This window comes from Streptomyces sp. bgisy159 (assembly GCF_057707805.1).
Map to the genome: position 1 here is coordinate 1 of NZ_JBYIQX010000055.1, position 19,676 is coordinate 19,676.

Here is a 19,676-nt window from a genome sequence, read left to right on the forward strand (position 1 = left end):
GTAGATGCATTGGCGTCCCGCCCCCCCGCGCAACCGATCTCACCGGTGACACCCCGTGAGGAAGAGGTACTGCTCGCCGTCGCCCGGGGACTGACCAACACCGAGATCGCCGACTGCCTGCACATCAGCCTGAGCACGGTGAAGACACATCTGGCGAGTCTGATGGCCAAGCTCGGTGCCCGTAACCGAGTGGAGATCGCGATGTGGGCCTACGAGACCCGCAGAATCCTCCCCGGAAACTGATCCGCGCGAGACGGGCGGAGGCCCTGCCGACGCCGCCCGGGATCACGGCCAGGGCCGGGGGAGAGGCGGCTCAGGTGTCCCCGCCGAGGCTCGACATGAACGCGGGCGGGTAGCGGTCGCCGCGCGCAGCGCCCGGCGGCACCGCCTTCTCGGTCTCCACGAGATCGTCCGCCGTGAGGACCAGGTCCATCGCGGGCAGCGCCTCGTCCAGCCGCTCACGGGTTCGAGCCCCGACCAGTGGGACGAGGTCGTCACCCTGTGCGGCCACCCAGGCGATGGCGAGTTGGGCGACCGTGCACCCCTTGGCGTCGGCGACCCGGCGCAGTGCCTCCACGAGGGCGAGGTTGTGTTCCACGTTCCCGCGCGAGAACCGCGGGCCGGCGGCGGAAGTCCCTTCCGCCGCCGGCCCGCCGTCTCCCCTGGAGGCGCGGTCCCAGGTCCTACGCCGTCGCCGCGACGGCACCCTCCTCGAACAGCGCGTGGAAGCGCCGGGTGTGGTCCACGTGACGCAGCGGACCGTGCAGCGTGACACGTGCCGTCAGGCGGGCGTCGGCGCTGGAGGCGGACAGCCGCAGCTCCAGCTCGCCGGGCTCCACCACGCGCCGGCCGTCGCGGCCGGTGAACGAGGCGAGGTCGGCCGGGACGTTCACCCGGATCCGGCGGGACTCGCCGGCCCGCAGCACCACACGGGTGAAACCCACGAGCCGCTGCACCGGCTGGACCACGGACGCCACCGGGTCGTGCAGGTAGAGCTGGACCACCTCGGCGCCCGGACGCTCACCGGCGTTGCGGACGGTGAACGCGAGGGTCACCTCGCCGTCCGTCGGGGCCGTGTCGGCATCGACCGTCAGGTCGCTCCACACGAACCGGGTGTAGGAGAGCCCGTGTCCGAAGGGGAACGCCGCCGTCGGGTCGACGTTGGAGACCTCGCTGGCCTGCGCGAGCCGCGCACCGAGGTACGTCGACGGCTGGGTGCCCGTGCCGTGGGGCACGCTGACCGGCAGCCGCCCGGAGGGGTTGACCCTGCCGCTCAGCACCCCGGCGAGGGCCGGGGTGCCCTCGGCGCCGGGGAAGAACGACTGCACGATCGCGGCCGACTCCTCCACCGCCCGGCCGAGCGCGTAGGGCCGCCCGGAGAGCAGCACGGTCACCACGGGGGTGCCCGAGTCCAGCAGCGCGTCGAGGAGCTGCTGCTGGGCCCCGGGCAGGGCCAGTGATTCCACGTCGCATCCCTCGCCGCTGGTGCCGCGCCCGAACAGCCCGGCCCGGTCGCCGAGGACGGCCACCACCACGTCGGCGTCGCGCGCGGCCGCCACCGCTTCCGCGAGGTGGGCGGTGTCGCCGTCGTCGATGCCGGTGCCGCGTGCCACGGTCAGCTCCGCGTCGGGGAACTCGAGTCCGAGGCTCTCGCGCAGCGTGGGCAGTGCGATGCCCGCGGGCGTCCCGGGGTGGTGCACGCCGACGTGCTGCGGGAAGGAGTAGCAGCCCAGTACGGCGGTGGCGGCTTCGGCGTTGGGGCCGACCAGGGCGATGCGGGATGGTGCGGCGAGCGGCAGGATGCCGTCGTTGCGCAGCAGCACCACCGCCTCCTCGGCGATCGTGCGGGCCAGTTCCCGGTTGGCGGGGCTGTCCAGGTCGACCGTGCCGCGCAGCGTGTCGGGGTCGTCCGTGCCGGCCCCGGCCAGCGCCGGAGGCACCGGGCTCCAGTCCCGGTCGAGCAGACCGAGCCGCGTCTTCTGGGCGAGCACGCGGCGCAGCGCGCGGTCGATCAGGGCCTCGGGGACGCGTCCGGCGCGCACGGCCTCGGCCAGGGGCGCTCCGAACGTCTTGACGGTGGGCAGCTCCACGTCGACCCCGGCCTGCAGGGCGGTGCCCGCCGCGTCGGCCCAGTCGCCGGCCAGTCCGTGCAGGATCCGGAGGAACGCGATGCCGAAGTAGTCGGCGACGACCGTGCCCTCGAAGCCCCACGTGTCGCGCAGCAGTCCGGTCAGCAGGGCTTCGTCCGCCGCCGACGGCAGCCCGTCGGTGTCGGTGTAGGCGTGCATGACGGAGCGTGCGCCGCCCTCGCGCACGGCCATCTCGAACGGCGGCAGCAGCACGTCGGCGAGTTCGCGCGGCCCGGCGCTCACCGGGGCGAGGTTGCGCCCGGCGCGGGAGGCGGAATAGCCGACGAAGTGCTTGAGGGTGGCGACGATCCCGGCGGACTCAAGGCCCTGCACGTAGGCGGTACCGATACTGCCCACCAGGTACGGGTCCTCGCCGATGGTCTCCTCCACGCGGCCCCAGCGGGCGTCGCGCACCACGTCGAGGACCGGCGCGAGCCCCTGGTGAACACCGACGGCGCGCATGTCACGGCCGATCGCGGCGGCCATCCGGCGGATGAGGCCGGGGTCGAAGGAGGCTCCCCAGGACAGCGGCACGGGGTAGGCGGTGGCCTGCCAGGTGGCGAAGCCCGCCAGGCATTCCTCGTGGGCCACGGCCGGGATGCCGAAGCGGTTGGCGGCGGCGATCCGCGCCTGGGTGCGCATCAGCGACAGCGCGCCGAGCGCCGGGTCGACGGGCGCGGTGCCGAAGGGACGGGTCAGCTGGCCCAGCCCGGCCGGCAGCAGGGCGTCGAGGTCGACGGCGTCGTCCATGTCGTGCTGGTGCGGGGCGACTTCGCCGCCCTCGGCGGAGGCGCCGACCCACACGCCGTACAGCTGGGCGATCTTCTCGTCGAGGGTCATGGCCTCGATCAGCGCCGATACCCGGGTGTCGGTGTCGTGGGCGGAATCGTTCCACAGGGGGGTCTGCGGGGTTTCGGGGGTGGTCTCAACGGCCACGTTGTGGGTCACTTTCCTCCGACGCCCATCAGACCCTGGACCAGGGCGCGACGGGCGAACAGGTAGACGAGAAGGACGGGCACCATGGACAGCGTCACCGCGCCCAGCAGGCCGGGGATGTCGACGCCGTGCTCGGTCTGGAAGTTGTACAGGCCGAGCGTGACGACCTTGGTGGAGTCGGACTGGGTCAGGACCAGGGGGAACAGGAAGCCGTTCCACGCCTGCAGGGCGGAGAACACCACGATGGTGGACAGTCCGCCCCGGGACAGGGGCAGCACCAGCTGGAAGAACATCCGCCACGGGGTGGCGCCGTCCACCGCCATCGCCTCGAACAGCTCGGGAGCGATGTCGCGCATGGCGCCGCTGAGGATCAGCGCCGACATCGGCAGGCAGAACGCCGCCGTCGGCAGGATGACGCCGAGCAGGTTGTCGTACAGCCCGGCCTCGCTGATCAGGTAGAACATCGGGACGATGACCGCCTGCGCGGGGATCGCGAGGCCCAGCAGGAACAGGCGGAAGATCTGCGAGGTGACCCGGCTGCGGCTGCGCACGATGGCGTACGCGAGCGGCGGCACCAGGGCCAGCACGATGGCCACCACGCACACGGTGACCAGCAGGGTGTTGAAGAAGTACCGCCCGAAGCCCGAGTCGAAGGCGCCGGTGTAGTTGTGCAGGGTGAAGGTGTCCGGCCAGGACACCGGGCCCTTCTTGGCGTAGTCCTCGCGGGTGCGCAGGGTCGCCGCGAGCAGCACGTACAGCGGCATGCCGACGAAGAGCAGCCACACCAGCGATCCGGCGCCGGCCAGGTAGTTGGGGCGGCGCCTCATGACACACCCTCCATGGAACTGCGCATCTTGTCGTAGCCGGAGACACGCACGACGATCAGGGAGATGACGGTGGCCGCCACGACCAGGCAGAGCGCGATCGCCGAGCCGGCGCCGAAGTCGAAGCTCTTGAACGCCTTTTGGTACATGTAGTAGGCGCTGATCGTGGTGTCGGTGCCCGGACCGCCCTGGGTGAGGATCAGAACGGTCTCGAAGGTGGTGAGCCCGCCGACGATCATGAGGATCATCGAGGTGATCATCGAGTTGCGCAGCTGCGGCAGGGTGATGTGGAAGAACTGCCGGTAGCGCCCGGCACCGTCGATCTCGGCGGCCTGGTACAGGACCTGGGGAATGGCGCGCGCGGCGCCCTGGTAGATCAGCGTGTGGAACGGCGTGAACTGCCAGGTGCTCACGAACGCCAGCACGCCGATCGCGGTGGTCTGCTCTCCGAACAGGTTGCCGTCACCGAACAGCCAGGTGGCTCGCGCGGGGATGCCGAAGTTGGGGTCGAGCAGCGCCCGCCACAGCACGGAGACCGCGGTGGCGGACAGCAGCAGCGGGATGAAGTAGATCGCGGAGAGAACCGCACGGTTGCGCTGCTGGCCGGCGGCCCACACGCCGAGCAGGATGCTGAGCGGGGTCTGGATGGCGACACCGAGCGCGGTCAGCAGCAGGGTGAGCCAGATGCTCTTGATCATCACCGGGTCGTCGAGGATCCGGTTCCAGTTGTCCGTACCGACCCACCGGGGTGAGCCGAGGCCGTTCCAGCTCATGAACGACAGCACCGCCACCATGATCAGCGGCGCGACGGCGAAGAGGGCGAAGAACAGGGTGGCGGGCAGCGTCCAGACGAAGCCCGGGCGCCCGACCAGGGCGGCGGAGGAGCCCTCCGGCCGCCGCCGGACCTCCTTGCGGGTCCCGGCGGCGGTGGGAGCACTCTTGGTCTGAGTGGTCATGGGTGTCATTCGGTGGGCAGGGCCTGCATGGCCTTGATGAATCCGTCGGCGTCCAGCTGGCCGTTGAAGAACTGCTGCACGGCCTGGTGCATGGGCGTGCTCGCGGCCGGCGGGTAGGCCTGGTCCCACGAGAGCTGGAACGACGGGGCCGCGGCGACCAGGTCGTACTGGAAGCGCGAGTACTCGGGGCTGGCCGAGGTGTCCAGGAACTTCGGCACGTTCGTCGTGGTGGGCAGGTTGCCGATGGCCATCTGCGCCTTGACGAACTCGTCGGAGTACATCAGCTTCAGGAACTGCTGCACGGCCTCGGGGTGCTTGGTCTTCTTCAGCACCGAGTAGAAGTTGTTGGTGTTGCCGACGACGTCGTCCGGGTCGCCCTTGCCGTCGGCGAGTGTCGGGAAGGTGGAGTAGCCGAGGCCCTTGGCCGCGAACTCCTTGGCGTCCGTCTGCTGCTGGGAGTAGTACCAGGAGCCCATCAGCTCGAACGCCGCCTTGCCGGAGGCGACCAGCGCCGGGGAGGCGCCGTTGGTGTACTTCACCGAGTCGTAGTTGGTGCCGAAGGCCCCGGCGTCCACCAGCTCCTTGATCTTGCCGAGGGCCTTCTTGCTGTCCTCGCTCGCCCAGGCGTCCTTGTCGCCCTCCAGAGCCTTCTGGAACAGCTCGGGACCGGCGACACGGTCGTAGAGGTACTCGAACCACATCAGCGTCGGCCACTGGTCACCGCCGCCGAGGGCGATCGGGGTGACGCCCTCCTTCTTGAGCTTCGTGACCGCGGTGAGCAGGTCGTCCCAGGTCTTGGGCGGCTGCACGCCGGCCTTGTCGAGGACGTTCTTGTTGTGGAAGAGCAGCACCGGCTGGGTGCCGCGCATCGGTATGCCGTAGGCCTTGTCGTCGATCACGGCGCTGTTGAACACCGAGGGCAGGAACTTGTCCTTGAGGTTCGGGTCCTTGGCGATGAAGTCGTCGAGCGGCATCAGCAGGTCGGCCTTGACGAACGGCTGGATGCTGCCGCCGCCCCAGTTGAAGAAGACGTCCGGCGCCTGTGGCGTGCCGATGATCGTCTGCAGCTTCTGCTGGTAGTCGGCACCGGGGATGGTGTCGAGCACGGCCTTGACGTCCGACGTCTTGTTGAAGGTGTCCACGATCTGCTTCTCGACCTTGTTGCTGGCGTCGCCGTAGACCAGGATGTGGATCTTCCCGTCGTTCGACGAACCGCTGCCGCTGCCCCCGCAGGCCGTCAGGCTCACAGCCATGGCGAGGGTGGCGCCGCAGGCGAGCAGTCCGTGCAACCGCGTGCGTGTCTTCATCGTCCGCCTTTCGAAAATTTCGGCAGCATTGCCGAAAGTCCATGCGGACGGACAGTAGGGTGCGACGCGATGTCTGGTCAATGACCTTGCTGGCACGCATCCAAAGCGTTATCCCCGCTCGTGACGCAGTGGCCTATCCTGCCCTGCATGTACGGTGACGACGATGGGGTGGGCGAGGGGCGTGTGACCCTCGCGACGGTGGCCCGAAAGGCAGGAGTATCACTTCCGACTGTTTCGAAGGTGCTGAACGGGCGGGCGGACGTCTCCCGGACGACACGCGCCAAGGTGGAACACCTCCTGCGGTCCCAGGGCTACCGCCGCCGCCCGTCCGGCCCTTCTCACGCCCCCCTCGTCGAGCTGGTCTTCCACGAACTGGAGAGCGTGTGGGCCGTCGAGCTCATCCTCGGCGCGGAGAACATCGCCAAGGCGAACGGCGCGACGGTCGTCCTCACCGAGAGCGGCACCCGCCAGGCGCCCGCCGAGGACTGGATCGAGGGGGTGCTCAGGCGGCGGCCGCTCGGCGTCGTCCTGGTCTTCTCCACGCTCCCCGAGCCGGTCAAGCGCCGGCTGCGCTCCCACGACATCCCCTTCGTCATCATCGACCCCGCCGGAGACCCCGACCCCGATGTTCCCTCGGTCGGCTCGGCCAACTGGTCGGGCGGACTCGCCGCCACCCGCCACCTCACCGAACGCGGACACCGGCGCGTCGCCGTGATCACCGGACCCGAGGACCTGATGTGCTCCCTGGCCCGCCTCGACGGCTACCGCTCCGCCATGGCCATGGCCGGTCTGGACGCCGACCCCGCCCTCGTCCGGTACGGCGACTTCCACGTCCACAGCGGCTTCGGCCACGCCATGGACCTGCTCGCACTCCCCGACCCGCCCACAGCGATCTTCGCCGGCAGCGACCTGCAGGCCCTCGGTGTCCTGCAGGCGGCGCGCCTACGGGGCCTGAGCGTCCCGCGGGACCTCTCCGTGGTCGGCTACGACGACGTCTCCCTCGCCCAGTGGGCCAGCCCGCCCCTCACCACGATCCACCAGCCCCTGCGCCACATGGCCGAGGAAGCGACCCGCATGCTCCTTCAGCCGGTGACCCCCGGCCGCGCGGCCCAGCGGATCGAACTGGCCACGAGACTGGTGGTGCGCCAGACGACCGCCGCCCCGGTACGGCGGTGACATCGCCGGCGCACCCCGACCGCTGCGAGGCGGGCCGCCGGTGCGGGGAGGCGTCCTTCCTGTGGCGCTGTGCCACGGGCGTTCAGCCGGCCGGGATCTCCTGCCAGGGCGACGGCGCCGTGCCCGCGGCCCATGCGCACAGCGCTTCCTCGTCGACGCAGACGATGCCGCACTGCTCCGCGTACTCGAGCGCGGGCTGCGTGAAACCGCTGGTCGTGACGAGGAGGGCGAGGTCGGCGCCGTGGACGGCGAAGCAGGTACCGCCGAAACGCTGGAGGTCCTGGGAACCGACGTTGTTCCCGTCGCCGTATCGCTTGCACTGGATCACCAGCCGACGCCCGTCCGGGGTGTTGGCCACCACGTCGGCCCCCAAGTCCCCGGCGCCACCCACGACTTCGACGCCCGTGCAGCCGTCGCGTCCGCACAGGGCGGCTATCTCCGCCTCGAATAGCGCGGGGTCCTCGGCCGGACCCGGCTCTTCTTCCTCCCCCGTCACCGGATCGGTGGCCGGGCACGGCTCCTCTTCCTCCCGCGGGGCGGGGAGAACGACGTCCGGGCAGGGTTCCTCAGGGACACCCGTCCGCGTTCCGGCCGGGGCGGGCGGCGCGTCGAAGGCGTCCACGGCCGTGTGTGCCGCCTGTTCCAGTGTCTCGGTGGCGTGCCGTGCGAGGCGGGAGGGGGAGAGCCTGCGGCGGCGGTGTATCCAGCGCAGGAGGAGGGCGGCGCCCACGCCGGCGAGCGCGAGGACCCACTCGGGCCGGTGCTCGAACGCCCTCGCCATCGCTCGCACGACTGCTCCGGCCAGCGCGATGAGGAGGGCGAGCAGCGCGAAGAAGGCGGCCGTGACGCGCAGACTGAAGCGCGGCTCACGCTTTGGTCCTGTGGGACGAACGGGCTGGCTCATCGTGGTGGTACCTCCCCGGATTGCCGACGTGTGCGACCTCCCGTCTGCCCGAGATCGCGAACTTCAACGCGGCGCGGGGACGGGGCCGTCTGCGGGTGGTCGGTCGGCACCCGGGGGCCTTCGGCCATGTCCTGCCTCCCGTCGCCGGCGCCCCACGCCGGGACGAGGGCTACTGTCTCGGCATGACCGACAACGACCTGCGCTCCGTCACGGTCGAGCGCACCAGCACCGGCCGCTACGTCGCCACCAACGACCGCGGCGGCACGATCGCCTTCGGCACCGCCTCCGGTCCCGCCGCGGACGCCGGGTTCACCCCGGTCGAACTGCTGCTCGCCGCGCTCGGGGGCTGCACGGCGGTCGACGTGGACGTCGCCACCAGCCGCCACGCCGAGCCGGACGAGTTCCGCGTCACGGCGACCGGCCACAAGACCGGTGACGAGCTCGGCAACCGGCTCACCGGCCTGCGGGTCTCCTTCTCCGTCTCGTTCCCGGACGGCGAAGGGGCCGACCGTGCGCGGGCGATCCTGCCGAGGGCGGTGAAGGCGTCGCACGACCGGCTCTGCACGGTCAGCCGCACGGTGGAGACCGGCACGCCGGTCGCCACGGAGATCGAGGAGGCCTGAGGCCCGCGGCCGGCCCAAAGTTCCCGGCTCCGTCGGCCGGGCTCGGCGGGGTGACGGATCCCTCACCCGCCGACAGCGGTCAGGGGCTGGACCCGGCCCCTGCGCCCAGCCGATCGTGGACGCCATGGACGATCACGCAAGGGCACCCGTCGACCGGGCCGGCCTCGTCGAGGCCGGCCCGGAGGAGGCCTTCGAGGTACGCCGCTTCTCGGCCCGGCTCGGCCTGCCCGGCCTGGTCGACGTGCACACGCACTTCATGCCCGAGCGCGTCCTGCGCAAGGTCTGGGACTACTTCGACAGGCTCGGCCCGCTCACCGGCGGCATCGAGTGGCCGATCACCTACCGGGCCGAGGAGCGGCAACGGGCATCCCTGCTGCGGGAATTCGGCGTCCGCGCCTTCACGGCGATGCTCTACCCGCACAAGCCCGGCATGGCACGGTGGCTGAACGACTGGGCCGTCGGCTTCGCCCGCCGCACCCCGGGCTGCCTGCACACCGCCACCCTCTTTCCCGAGCCGGACGTGCGGGCGTACGTCGGCGAGGCCGTCGAGGCGGGTGCCCGGGTGTTCAAGGCGCACGTCCAGGTGGGGGCGTACGACCCGGCCGACGAACTCCTCGACGGCGCCTGGGGACTGCTGGCCGAGGCCCAGGTCCCCGTGGTGATCCACTGCGGCTCCGGACCCGCCCCCGGCAAGCACACCGGCCCCGAGCCGATCGCCCGCGTCCTGGCCCGCCACCCACGGCTCCGGCTGATCGTGGCCCACATGGGGATGCCCGAGTACGAGGACTTCCTGGGCCTCGCCGAACAGTACGGGCAGGTGCGGCTGGACACGACCATGGCGTTCACCGACTTCGCCGAGCGGCTCGCGCCGTTCCCCCGCCGGGCCCTGCCCCGGCTCACGGACCTCGGCGACCGCATCCTGCTCGGCTCGGACTTCCCCAACATCCCCTACCCGTACCTGCACCAACTCCGCGCACTGGAGCGCCTCGGCCTGGGAGACGACTGGCTGGGCGCGGTGTGTCACGACAACGGGGCACGGCTGTTCGGTCTGTGAGGGGAGCCACGGTGGGGCAGGCCCCGGCGTGACCTGCCCCGGGCCCGCCCGGGGCACACCGGCGCCGTCGTGCTCCCGGCAGGCGTCCGGGCGACGCGTGCAGAGCGGTGACATGTGTCGCGGTCGTTGCCGCCGTTGCGGGCCGTGGCTCAGGTGGGCGGGTGTCCGGCGCCGTCGGTGCGGTCCGCTTGGCTGGAGAACTTGTTGAGGAAGACGTCGTAGCGGCCGTCGGGGCGGTGTGCGATCGTCGCTCCGTCCTGCCAGATGCCGTTCTCCGGCCACCACTGGGAGTCCGCCGGGTCGCCCTGGTTCTGGTGGACGTTGTGCATGCCGAGGTCCGCGTGGGGCCGGTTGTCGAAGGGTTCTCCGAAGACGAGGACGCGCTGCCCGGGCACCAGGATGCCCTCCAGCGCGGTGGCGGCCTCGATGTTGCTGCCGGCGTGCCAGGGCCGTGAGCCGAACAGGTCGAGGAGTTGCTGGAGCCAGGACGGCGGGCGCCGCTCGAACAGGACGCCGGAGCGGTCCACCAGCGCGGGATGGCGCAGGTAGTCCAGGGCGCCGGACTCCGGTCGCCGGTCCAGCTCGTGGTAGCCGGGAGGCAGTGTCACGGCCGGTTCCAGGGCGGCGGCGTCCAGTGTGAAGGTCTTCCACCGCACACCCACACTGGACTTGTGGCTGTCGACGTCGACGGCACAGTGGTAGCGACCGTCGGGCGCGTCCACCTCCATGTTGACGTGGAACCAGCGGCCCTGGTCGTCCGGCTGGTCGCGGTGGTGCCCGTGCAGGGTTCCCGAAAGCACGCCGTAATGGTCGAAAGGCATGCCACCAGTGAACCACCGTGAACGCGCTACGTGGTTCACCGGTGACTTCCGGTGCGGCCCCGGAGTCGAGGCCAAAGGTGCCGGTCCGTCAGGCACCACGCGACGGGAGTGGCGCCGCGCGGGGTGCCGCCGGCCGGCGGGAGCGGCGGCGGCAGCCCCGGCTCGTCACCGGCGGGTGCGCAGCTTGCCCAGGAGCCGCTGGGCCTGGGCGCGTCGGCGCGGATCGGCTGCGGCGCGGCGGGCCCGGTCCATGGTGCGCCGGCCCTGCGGGCTCCGCGCGAACCGCTTGATCTTCTCGAGTACTGCGGACACGTCACTCCTCCCCTCGGATGCCCGGCTTCCGGCCGGGCTGCGTGGGTTCACGGTTACCCCGGAACGGCCGGTCCAGCCCTGCGGAACCGCGGTCGTGCGTCCACCCCGCGATCGGCCGGCACCGCCACAGCGAGGCGAACGCTCCGTCGGCGCGGCTGCGTCCTGGGAAGTGGCGCAGGAGGTGCCACCTGATCCGGGTGTCCGGCCCAGCCCCCGGCATCCGCCTCACCGATGGGCGGGCGGCGCGCGGTCCGGGCCTGCGGGTCAGGGCTTGCGGGCCAGGGCGGCGGCGATCAGGTACTCCCACACGGTCAGTTCGCGCTCGCCGCTGTTCCCCCACGGGGTGTTCGCCGGATCGGGACGCCACAGTGCGGCGGGGACGATACCGGGTTCCAGGATCTCCAGCCCCTCCAGCAGGGAGGCGATCTCGGCGTCGGTGCGCCACCGGCCGCGGCCGAACGTCTGCTGGAGTACCCGCTCGGCCTCCTCCGTCTCCGCGTTGTGGCCGGACCGGAAGTGGCTGACGAAGAAGTAGCTGCCGGAGGGCACCTGTTCGCGCCAGTACCGGACGATGCCCAAGGGGTCCTCGTCGTCGTTCACATGGTGCAGGATCGCGCTGAAGACGACGCCGACGGGACGGTCGAAGTCGATCAGCTGCGTGGTGTCGAGGTGCTTACGAACCTCCTCGGGGTTGCGGACGTCGGCCCTGATGAACCGCGTCCGGTCGTTCTCCTCCAGCAGCGCACGCCCGTGCACCAGAACCTGGGGGTCGGTGTCCACGTAGACGACCCGGGACTCGGGTGCGTGCCGCTGGGCGACCTGGTGCACGTTGTCGGCAGTGGGCAGACCGCTGCCGAGGTCGATGAACTGCCGTACCTCCGAGGTCCTCACGATCTCCGCTATCGCGCGGGTGAGAGCCGAACGGTTGGCGAAGGCGATGGCGACCGATCCGGGCAGATCCCGTTTGAACACATCGCCGATCTCCCTGTCCACGGCGTAGTTGTCCTTGCCGCCCAGGAGATAGTCGTACACCCGGGCGATGCTGGGTTTGGTCGCGTCGATACGGGATCCGTCATCCGTCATGGCCGACATCTTCCCCCGGAACGCCGCCGGTCGGCCAGTCCGGCCAACGGCGGTACGGGACAGGGCCGTCGGCGTGGGGCGGGGGTCATCACCATGCGTCTCGGCGACCTGGTCGTGGTCTCCGACGCCACCCCTGAGCGCCGGTCCCAGCAGCTGAAGGGCGACGTGATCACGTTCCCCGGAGCCGGCACCGCGGGCAACGAGGTGCCGGGCGCCGTCCTGGGCGCCGCCGGCGGCGACACCTGACAGCCGGTGAGCGGGGCGCGACCGGGCCAGGACACGAGGGGTGCGGACCGCGGGCGGGCTTCCCCGGGAAGCGGGCGACGGCGGCGCTACGAGCGGTAGCCTCGGGGACGGCCGCCCCGTCCACAGACCCGGAGTCGCCCATGACCGGCATGACCACTGCACAGGACCTCGCGATCGTCGCCGCCGGCCCGCCGGCCGACCCCACCGTGGAGCAGGGCGACCTGTCGATCGCGCTGGCGGGGGCCGAACTCCTCGACCTCGTGGACCGCGAGGCCGTATCGCTCGACGAGGACCGGATCGTTCCCGGTCCGGCCGCCGAGGACGAGGACCCGCTGCTGCGCGAGGCAGCGTCGCTTCTGGTCCGCCGCACCCCCTACGAGACCGTGGAGGACTGGCTGTGGCGCCGGGGCAACGGCCTGGCCGTCCGCTACCGCGACGCCCTCGCGGCCCAAGGGCTCACGACACCCGCACGCGCGCACCGCACACCGTTCCGCAGGCCCCGGGCGGCCCCGGCCGATTCCGCCGCCCTGGACCGGGCGGCCCGGCGCTGGACATCCGGCGAACCCGTCCTTGCCGGGCTGGCGGCAGCCGCCCGCATCACGGACCCGGCGGACGACACGTCCGTCGGCCTGACGGACGCACAGGCGACCGTGCTGGGCAGCGTGCACCAGGCGATCACGGAACTGGCGGCCGAGCGGCAACGCCGATCCATCGAAGCGGCGGCCTTCGACAACATCTGGCGCGGCAACTGAGCACCGAGCACGAGCCTGCACGCCCTCACCGGCGGAAGCCAAAGGGATGCTCCCCCGATTTTTCGACGCTGAAGATCTTCGACGCCGGAGATCCTCCGGGTGCTGGTCGAAACCAGATGGGAAAAGAGGCCCTCGGCTCACCCAGGTCCGGCCCACCGTGACCCGCCCAGGATCTCCCCGGAGGCCGGTGGAACACATCGAGCCGACTCCCCTCACCGGCACCTGACCGGCGACCCCGGCCTGCTCCGCCGTCCTGCCCTGGTCTGCGCGGGTGGCCGACCACGCCCGGTCACCCCTCTCGTAGGCAGCGACGGCACGGTCGTGTGCCGCGCCCGTCCCCACTCCGCCCCTGCCCCCACGCTCCAGCCCGCCCGCTGCCCCGATGCGGCGCCCTCTGCCCCGGGCCGCGGAAGTGGCGGTGGTCAGGGAACAGAGACGCCGCGGACGATCTGGTCGGTGAGCGCTTCCACGAACGTCGGGTCGGTGGGGTCCTGCCGCGCGGCCGCCCGGCCGAGCACCGCCATCAACGCGGACCCGAGGATGGCGTTCGCGGCATCGGCAGGGCTCTCGAACGTGAAGGCACCCCGGTCCCGGCCTTCGATCAGCAGGTCGCGGAGTGGACGGGCGATGCGGGCGTCGTTGGCCTCGAGCGCCGTGTTCATGCGTCCGGCGGCTCCCAGGGCGCTCAGCAGCCCCGCGCACATTCCCGGGTGGGCCCCCAGGTAGCCGACTATCGCCTTGACGACCGAACGCAGCCGTACATGGGCTGGCGCCGCCGGGGCGACCGCCGCGGCCATCTGCTCCGCCCCCTGGTCGACGTGGGCGGCGAGCAGAAACGCCAGCAGATCCTCCCGCCCGGAGAAGTAGTAGTACAGCGTCGCCCGGGATGCCCCGACCATCCGCGCGACGTCCTCGAGGCGCGGCTCCGCATCGAGCCTGAGTACCTCCTCGCTTGCCCTGAGCAGTCGGTCGGTCAGGTCGGGCGGTGGTGTCTTCATGGTCTTGAGGGTACCCGTTGAGCCGTACCGCGGTTTGGACTACAGTCTAGATCATGGTTCAAACACAATATGTACAGCGATACGGCCCGTGGGCGATCGTCACGGGCGCCTCCTCGGGGATCGGGCAGGCGTTCGCGGAACATCTCGCCCGCCAGGGCATCCACCTCGTCCTGGTCTCCCGGACCACCGACCGGCTGCGGGAACTGGGGAACGCGCTCACCGCAGCGCACGGCGTCCGTCACCGCGTGCTGGCACTCGATCTGGAGGAGCCCGACGCCGCCACGCGCCTCGTCGAGGCGACCGCCGACCTGGACGTCGGTCTGCTCGTCTCGAACGCCGGGGCGGGACGGCCCGGCCTGCTGCTGGAGCAGGATCTGGCGGCACTCCACAAACGCTTCCAGTTGAACGCGGTCTCACATCTCGAACTCGCTCACCACATCGGCCGACGGCTCGTCGCCCGTGGCGGCGGCGGGATACTGCTCGTGGCCGCACTCGGGGGGCACGGGATACCTCACATGGCCCATGACAGCGCCGCCAAGGGCTACGTGCTGAACCTGGGCGAGGCCCTGCACCACGAGTTGAAGGGGGCCGGGGTGGACGTGACCGTGCTCCTTCCCGGGAACGTGGAGACACCGATCATCGACAAGCTGGGGATAGACCGTAAGTGGATGCCCCTGCGCACCCTGCCGGCCGACACCGCGGTCCGCGAGGCGATGCGCGCACTGGCCAAGGGCAGACCCCGGCACGTACCCGGACGCTTGATGCGCAACCTGAGCCGCCTCCTGCCGCGTGCGCTGTCGGTCCGGGTGAACGGCCGGATGCTGGGTCGGGCCGCTCAGGCCCTGCAGACGCGGGAGGCAGGGGCGCGGGCCTGATCGCAGCCGAAGGCGTCGACCTTGCCGGACGCCGCCTTCCGCTCGGTGCGCCCAGGTTCCCGCAGGAGCCGGGCGCCCACGCTGACGCCCGGCGGCCTGGGAGTCCCGACCCGCACGAGCGCCGTACGGCTCGGTCCCCGAGGGACGGTGGGTCATCCGGCCACGATGGACCCGGTGACTCCAGGGACCGGCCGTCCGGTGCTGCGGGCCTTCACGAGCGGAGACGTGGAGGTGCGCGTGACCTTCAGGAACCGATCGGTATCCGCAGCACCTGGCCGGGGACGATCACATCGGGGTCGTCGATCCGGGTCGGATTGGCGCGCACGATGCGGGTGTACAGGGACGCCTCGCCGTAATGGGTCTCGGCGATCGCTGACAGGGTGTCCCCCGACCGCACCGTGTACTCCCGGTAGCCGACATAGTCATCCACGATCCGCGGCGCGTAGATCACGGGAACCGACACCCTGTGGACCTCGCTGCCGTCCTTGGCGCTGACCTCGAAGATCTGCACCAGGAGGCGGTCCCGGCGAAAGTCCGTCCCGCCGACGTCCACTTGAAGCTGGAACGCCGCGTACTCGCCCGTTCCGCCCCCGACCGAGAAGTGGCCGGTGACCTCGTGGTGTCCGTCGGTCACCCGGTAGTGGAGCGTCGCCTCGAAACCCGTGCCGATCCCGCCGATCAGTATCGGGTTGCCCACAAGGTCGAACTCATCGGGCTGTTCGATGGTGTTGGCCATGGTTGATCCCTTTGTCTGTCGATTCCTCCTTCTCCCACCGTCGCAACGGCCTCGCATGCCGGTCAAGTGGCATCGCCCGCCGTGCTTGTGACGCCATGTCGGATCGGTGGCGCCGCCGGAGGGAGGACGCCGCCGCACGCGGGTGACGGCCTCGGTAGATGTTCGGCGAGGACGACCGGAACGTGGCGCGCCTGCCTGGGGCGTGGCGGTCAGCACCCGCGTGTGCCGGGGCAGTCAGCGAACGTCGGCGTGTCCGTGGGACGGTCAGGCCGCCGCGACGGCGGCGGGTTGTCCGGTGATGAGGGATCGGTAGGCGGCGAGGACCACGCGAAGGGTGCGTAGTCCTGCGTGTCCGTCGGGGTGGGGGCGTCGGCCGGTGCGGGCGGCGGTGAGGAAGTGGTTGAGCATGGCGGCGTTGAGGTCGGTGGCGGCGGGTTCCCAGCGGGGTGTGGCGTGAAGGGCGTCGTAGCCGGTGAGAAGGGGCGGGAAGGCGTCGAACTCGGCCAGGGCGGCTTCGGTGACGCAGGTGAGGGTGAGGCCGCCCCAGGTGGGGTGGGTGGCGGGATGGCTCCAACTGCAGTCGATGGTGGCGACCAGGCCTCGGGGATAGGTCAGTGTGATCAGGCCGGCGGTCTCGACGCCTCCCGCCGGCTCATCGGATGCGGGGGAGAGGTGGGTGTTGGCCACGGCGTGGACATGGTCCGGCTGTTCGCCGTCGAGGAGGACGTCGAGGAGGTCCGCGACGTGAACCGTGTGGTCCATGACGGCGCCGCCCCCGGAGAGTGCGGGGTCGGTGAACCAGGAGCGCTCCAGCGCCGGCGGCGAGGAGTTGTTGACGCCGTGGACACTCAGGAGCCGGCCGAGCGAGCCGTCCGCGAGGTTGCGCCGCAGGGAGGTGAAGGCGGGGTGGAAGCGTACGGGGTAGGCGGTCATGAGACTGACGCGGGCGGACTCGCAGGCTTCGATCATGGCCAGGGCGTCCGGTTCGGTGGTGGCCAGCGGTTTTTCGCACAGAATGTGGGCTCCCGCGGCGGCCGCCTGTTCGACGAGGTGCCGGTGGCGGGTGTTCTCGCTGGTGATGATGACGGCGCGGGGCTGTTCGGCGAGGGCTGCTTCATAGCTGGAGCGGTAGGAGACGCCCAGTTCGTCGGCGAGGGCCTGGCCGCGGGTGGGGTCCGCGGGGTCGGCGTCGGGGTCGGCGGTGACGAGCTCGATGTCCGGGCGCTCGTGCAGCAGTCGCACGTAGGTCGCTGCGTGGACATGGGCGAAGGACAGGACGGCGACCTTCATCGGTGGTTCTCCTCCGTGAGGGGATGCGAGTGGGTGTCGTCGACCGCGACGGCCCGACCGGTGGCGGCGGATCGTCGCGCCGCTGCGGAGATGCGGACGGCTGCGACGCCGTCGTGCGCGCTGACCCGAGGGGGTGCGCCACCCTGGAACGCGGCCGCGAACTCGCTGATCTGCATGGCGAACGGGTCCTCACCGAAGCCACCGGTCGGAACACCGTCGCCCTGTGCGGCGGGGCTTCCGCTCACACGCAGCGAGGGGTGGGCGAGGGAATCATGGGTGAGGGTGCCGTGCGTGCCCGCGACGTGGAAGGTGTAGCGGAACGGGGTGGCCGGCGGACCCCAGACGCCCAGGACCTGGGAGATCACGCCCGAATCGTGGGTGAGGGTGGCGCTTCCGGTTGCCACGGGGCCGTCGGGGGCGGTGGGGTTGCCGCGCTGGGTGGCGTGGACGCGGGTGACTTCACCGAAGAGCCAGCGGGCAATGTCGATGTCGTGGAGCATCTGGTCGGTGACGATACCGCCGGAAAGGGCAGGGTCGGCGAACCATTCGCTCCAGGTGGGATAGCGGCCGGCGCGTGTGAAGCGGGCGACGGCCACTCGCCCGAGGGCGCCGGACGTGACGGCGTCACGGAGGCGGACGTACGCGGGGAAGAACCGCACCACATGACCGGGGTAGAGCAGTCGGCCCGCCCGGTGGGCGGCGTCGGCCATGCGCTGGGCGTTCTGCGGCGTCAGGGCGAGTGGCTTCTCGCACAGGACGTGCGCTCCCGCCGAGAATGCGGCGAGGGCGATGTCGTGGTGGGTGGTGGTGGGCGTGCAGATGTCGACGATCGCCGCCCAGCCCAGGGCTTCTTCGAGCGAGGCGGCTTCGGTGAGGCCGAACTCCTCGGCGAGCGGGGCGGCTTGCCCGTCGGTGGAGAAGACTCGGATGCGTGCGCCGAGTGCGATCCAGGCCGGTATGTGCGTACGGGCGATGAATCCGGCGCCGATCACGGCCACGTCGAGTCTGTTCATGCTCGGTTCTCCTCGTCGTTGCTTCGTCCTGCCGCATGGCGTGCTCGAAGGGCGCCGCGGACGCCGCGCACGCGGGCGGAGGTGAGGTCGGGGACGGTCCAGCGCGCTCCGGCGGAGGTGAGGTCGGTCGCGGCGGCGGTGGTGGTGACGCCGACGATGTCCCGTACTCCGGCAGCGACCAGGGCATGGACGCCGGAGGGCGAGTCCTCGAAGGCCAGGCAGTGCTCGGGCCGGGCGCGCAGGGCCGCGCACGCCTTCAGATAGCCCTCCGGGGAGGGTTTGCCCGCGGTGGTGTCCTCGGAGGTGACGACCACGTCGACGAGGTGCCGTACGCCGAGGACCTTGTCGAGGAGATGCTGCGCCCACGGGGCGCCGGCGCTGGTGATGACGGCCACCGGGTACTTCACGCGTAGCTGCTGGATGAGTGCGGCAGCGCCCGGTACGGCCTCGATGCCGTCGGCGTGTTCCAGGGTGAAGGCCGTCATGGCGGAGAGCACGGCTGCGACGTCGGTGCCGGTCCAGGGCCCGGGAACGGCGGCGATGACGTCTCCGGGCCGCCGCCCCATGTAGTGCCGCTCGTAGTCGGAGTCGTTCACCGTGACGCCCCAGCTGTCGAAGAACGCCTGCCAGGCAAGGCGGTGGACCCCTTCACTGAGGACGAGGGTTCCGTCCAGGTCCAGCAGGACTGCCTCGCACCGATCTGCGGTGCCGGAACCGTGCGCACCCGGCCGGCCGGGGGTGCCGCGGCGAGCGGCCGTCACGACGCCGCCCAGCTGAACATCAGGGCCCCGGCACGTATCGGTCCGCCGGCCGACGGCGCCTGCGCCGATCCCGGTGCGCTGTCCAGGACGACGACGGGACAGATGGCGGACAGACCCCGCGCGCGAACCGCGTGAGGGTCGAACGTGATCACGTGCCGGCCGACCTCGACCCGTTCTCCTTCGCTGACGTGCGTGCGGAATCCTTCTCCGTTCAGCCGGACGGTGTCGATGCCCAGGTGTACCAGGACAGCCGCCCCGCCTTCGGCCACGATGACGAACGCGTGCGGGCGCACCACGGTGACCTGGCCGCTGACAGGAGCCGCGACATCGACGGGCCGCCGGGCGTCGGCAGGCTCCACCGCCATTCCCGAACCCACCATCTGAGCGGCGAAGACCGGGTCCGGGACGTTGCCCAGCGCCGCGAGGGTCCCGGACAACGGGGCGTGGACCTCAAGACTCACAGCAGCTCCTTGATGTCCTCGGCCAGCGAGTCCGCCTCCGGGCCCACGACGACCTGTACGACACCGGCCGAGACGAGCACGCCGAGAGCCCCCGCCTTCCTGAGAGCGTCGACGTCGACGGCCTCCGTGTCGCGCACCTCGGTTCGCAGCCTGGTGATGCAGGCCTCGATCTCGGCTATGTTCCCGGTGCCGCCGAGCCCCTCGACGATCAACCGCGCTTTCTTGGACATGTCTGTGCCCCTCATGGATGAGCGTGCCGAACGGCGTCCATCGACCGCCGCAAGCAGAACTGGTAAGTACCAGTAGGGACCAGAAGATAGCGGGTGAGGGCTTGGTGGGCAACTAGGGCATGTGCATGTCAAACATGCGGGTCCGGGCGGGGCCGGGAGATGGACGCCGACGGTCGAGTGCGGCACGGG

Annotated in this window: 22 protein-coding genes and 1 pseudogene; 7 read left to right on the top strand and 16 right to left on the bottom strand. The window is 71.1% G+C overall.

What is annotated here, in order from left to right; all coding sequences use genetic code 11:
- Window positions 1–243 (top strand): response regulator transcription factor (locus AC3ET3_RS32385; RefSeq protein WP_435613408.1); only part of this gene is annotated, 243 nt, incomplete at its 5' end.
- 70 nt (window positions 244–313) lie between these two features.
- Here the strand turns inward: AC3ET3_RS32385 and AC3ET3_RS32390 are convergent.
- The 5 genes and pseudogenes from AC3ET3_RS32390 to AC3ET3_RS32410 all read right to left on the bottom strand — a co-directional run.
- A pseudogene (locus tag AC3ET3_RS32390) lies at window positions 314–628 on the bottom strand (aldo/keto reductase); the annotation flags it as partial.
- A 55-nt stretch (window positions 629–683) separates the two neighbouring features.
- Complete coding sequence (locus tag AC3ET3_RS32395; RefSeq protein ID WP_435613409.1) at window positions 684–3,077, bottom strand: beta-xylosidase/alpha-l-arabinosidase; 2,394 nt, start codon at window positions 3,075–3,077, stop codon at window positions 684–686.
- Window positions 3,074–3,892 (bottom strand): carbohydrate ABC transporter permease, encoded by an 819-nt coding sequence (locus tag AC3ET3_RS32400; RefSeq protein WP_432139618.1) that lies wholly within the window; start codon window positions 3,890–3,892, stop codon window positions 3,074–3,076. Before AC3ET3_RS32400 ends, AC3ET3_RS32395 begins: the two co-directional genes overlap by 4 nt.
- Window positions 3,889–4,845 carry a carbohydrate ABC transporter permease gene (locus AC3ET3_RS32405; RefSeq protein WP_435613410.1) on the bottom strand — a complete coding sequence of 319 codons (957 nt, stop codon included), beginning with the start codon at window positions 4,843–4,845 and terminating at the stop codon, window positions 3,889–3,891. The genes AC3ET3_RS32400 and AC3ET3_RS32405 overlap by 4 nt, the downstream gene beginning before the upstream one ends.
- Window positions 4,846–4,850: 5 nt before the next feature.
- Complete coding sequence (locus AC3ET3_RS32410; RefSeq protein WP_432139620.1) at window positions 4,851–6,152, bottom strand: ABC transporter substrate-binding protein; 1,302 nt, start codon at window positions 6,150–6,152, stop codon at window positions 4,851–4,853.
- 147 nt (window positions 6,153–6,299) lie between these two features.
- On the opposite strand from AC3ET3_RS32410, the gene AC3ET3_RS32415 reads away from it, so the two are divergent.
- Window positions 6,300–7,328 carry a LacI family DNA-binding transcriptional regulator gene (locus AC3ET3_RS32415; protein WP_432139621.1) on the top strand — a complete coding sequence of 343 codons (1,029 nt, stop codon included), beginning with the start codon at window positions 6,300–6,302 and terminating at the stop codon, window positions 7,326–7,328.
- An 82-nt stretch (window positions 7,329–7,410) separates the two neighbouring features.
- Here the strand turns inward: AC3ET3_RS32415 and AC3ET3_RS32420 are convergent, their stop codons facing one another.
- Entirely contained in the window at window positions 7,411–8,232 is an 822-nt protein-coding gene (locus tag AC3ET3_RS32420; RefSeq protein WP_435613411.1) for a restriction endonuclease, read from the bottom strand.
- A gap of 182 nt (window positions 8,233–8,414) precedes the next feature.
- Here AC3ET3_RS32420 and AC3ET3_RS32425 point away from each other — a divergent pair, with 182 nt between their 5' ends.
- Both AC3ET3_RS32425 and AC3ET3_RS32430 read left to right on the top strand, forming a co-directional pair.
- Window positions 8,415–8,855, top strand: coding sequence for an OsmC family protein (locus tag AC3ET3_RS32425; protein WP_432139623.1), 441 nt, complete (start codon window positions 8,415–8,417; stop codon window positions 8,853–8,855).
- Between the two features lie 124 nt (window positions 8,856–8,979).
- Window positions 8,980–9,909 (top strand): amidohydrolase family protein, encoded by a 930-nt coding sequence (locus tag AC3ET3_RS32430; RefSeq protein WP_432139624.1) that lies wholly within the window; start codon window positions 8,980–8,982, stop codon window positions 9,907–9,909.
- Between the two features lie 149 nt (window positions 9,910–10,058).
- Here the strand turns inward: AC3ET3_RS32430 and AC3ET3_RS32435 are convergent, their stop codons facing one another.
- The 3 genes from AC3ET3_RS32435 to AC3ET3_RS32445 all read right to left on the bottom strand — a co-directional run bounded on the left by AC3ET3_RS32435 (window position 10,059) and on the right by AC3ET3_RS32445 (window position 12,125).
- The gene (locus AC3ET3_RS32435) at window positions 10,059–10,730 is read right to left on the bottom strand and encodes a DUF2278 family protein (protein ID WP_432139625.1); all 672 of its coding nucleotides are present in this window, start codon (window positions 10,728–10,730) and stop codon (window positions 10,059–10,061) included.
- Window positions 10,731–10,895: 165 nt separating this feature from the next.
- Window positions 10,896–11,042, bottom strand: coding sequence for a hypothetical protein (locus AC3ET3_RS32440; protein ID WP_432139626.1), 147 nt, complete (start codon window positions 11,040–11,042; stop codon window positions 10,896–10,898).
- 264 nt (window positions 11,043–11,306) lie between these two features.
- Complete coding sequence (locus AC3ET3_RS32445; RefSeq protein ID WP_435613412.1) at window positions 11,307–12,125, bottom strand: SAM-dependent methyltransferase; 819 nt, start codon at window positions 12,123–12,125, stop codon at window positions 11,307–11,309.
- Between the two features lie 93 nt (window positions 12,126–12,218).
- On the opposite strand from AC3ET3_RS32445, the gene AC3ET3_RS32450 reads away from it, so the two are divergent.
- Complete coding sequence (locus AC3ET3_RS32450; RefSeq protein ID WP_435613413.1) at window positions 12,219–12,371, top strand: hypothetical protein; 153 nt, start codon at window positions 12,219–12,221, stop codon at window positions 12,369–12,371.
- Window positions 12,372–12,520: 149 nt separating this feature from the next.
- Entirely contained in the window at window positions 12,521–13,123 is a 603-nt protein-coding gene (locus AC3ET3_RS32455) for a GOLPH3/VPS74 family protein (protein ID WP_432158678.1), read from the top strand.
- A 422-nt stretch (window positions 13,124–13,545) separates the two neighbouring features.
- On the opposite strand, the gene AC3ET3_RS32460 is transcribed toward AC3ET3_RS32455, so the two are convergent.
- Window positions 13,546–14,121 carry a TetR/AcrR family transcriptional regulator gene (locus AC3ET3_RS32460; RefSeq protein WP_432139630.1) on the bottom strand — a complete coding sequence of 192 codons (576 nt, stop codon included), beginning with the start codon at window positions 14,119–14,121 and terminating at the stop codon, window positions 13,546–13,548.
- A gap of 53 nt (window positions 14,122–14,174) precedes the next feature.
- Between AC3ET3_RS32460 and AC3ET3_RS32465 the strand changes: the two genes are divergently transcribed.
- Window positions 14,175–14,996 (top strand): SDR family NAD(P)-dependent oxidoreductase, encoded by an 822-nt coding sequence (locus tag AC3ET3_RS32465; protein ID WP_432139631.1) that lies wholly within the window; start codon window positions 14,175–14,177, stop codon window positions 14,994–14,996.
- Between the two features lie 244 nt (window positions 14,997–15,240).
- On the opposite strand, the gene AC3ET3_RS32470 is transcribed toward AC3ET3_RS32465, so the two are convergent.
- The 6 genes from AC3ET3_RS32470 to AC3ET3_RS32495 all read right to left on the bottom strand — a co-directional run bounded on the left by AC3ET3_RS32470 (window position 15,241) and on the right by AC3ET3_RS32495 (window position 19,502).
- Window positions 15,241–15,732: a LysM peptidoglycan-binding domain-containing protein gene (locus tag AC3ET3_RS32470; protein WP_432139632.1), complete on the bottom strand. Its 492-nt coding sequence runs from the start codon at window positions 15,730–15,732 to the stop codon at window positions 15,241–15,243.
- A gap of 264 nt (window positions 15,733–15,996) precedes the next feature.
- The gene (locus tag AC3ET3_RS32475; protein WP_432139633.1) at window positions 15,997–17,022 is read right to left on the bottom strand and encodes a Gfo/Idh/MocA family protein; all 1,026 of its coding nucleotides are present in this window, start codon (window positions 17,020–17,022) and stop codon (window positions 15,997–15,999) included.
- The gene (locus tag AC3ET3_RS32480) at window positions 17,019–18,035 is read right to left on the bottom strand and encodes a Gfo/Idh/MocA family protein (RefSeq protein WP_435613414.1); all 1,017 of its coding nucleotides are present in this window, start codon (window positions 18,033–18,035) and stop codon (window positions 17,019–17,021) included. The genes AC3ET3_RS32475 and AC3ET3_RS32480 overlap by 4 nt, the downstream gene beginning before the upstream one ends.
- Window positions 18,032–18,796 carry an HAD family hydrolase gene (locus AC3ET3_RS32485; RefSeq protein WP_432139635.1) on the bottom strand — a complete coding sequence of 255 codons (765 nt, stop codon included), beginning with the start codon at window positions 18,794–18,796 and terminating at the stop codon, window positions 18,032–18,034. The genes AC3ET3_RS32480 and AC3ET3_RS32485 overlap by 4 nt, the downstream gene beginning before the upstream one ends.
- Window positions 18,793–19,257, bottom strand: a complete 465-nt coding sequence (locus tag AC3ET3_RS32490; RefSeq protein WP_432139636.1) for a PTS sugar transporter subunit IIA — start codon at window positions 19,255–19,257, stop codon at window positions 18,793–18,795. Before AC3ET3_RS32490 ends, AC3ET3_RS32485 begins: the two co-directional genes overlap by 4 nt.
- The gene (locus AC3ET3_RS32495; protein WP_432139637.1) at window positions 19,254–19,502 is read right to left on the bottom strand and encodes a PTS sugar transporter subunit IIB; all 249 of its coding nucleotides are present in this window, start codon (window positions 19,500–19,502) and stop codon (window positions 19,254–19,256) included. Before AC3ET3_RS32495 ends, AC3ET3_RS32490 begins: the two co-directional genes overlap by 4 nt.
- Between the last annotated feature and the right edge of the window lie 174 nt (window positions 19,503–19,676).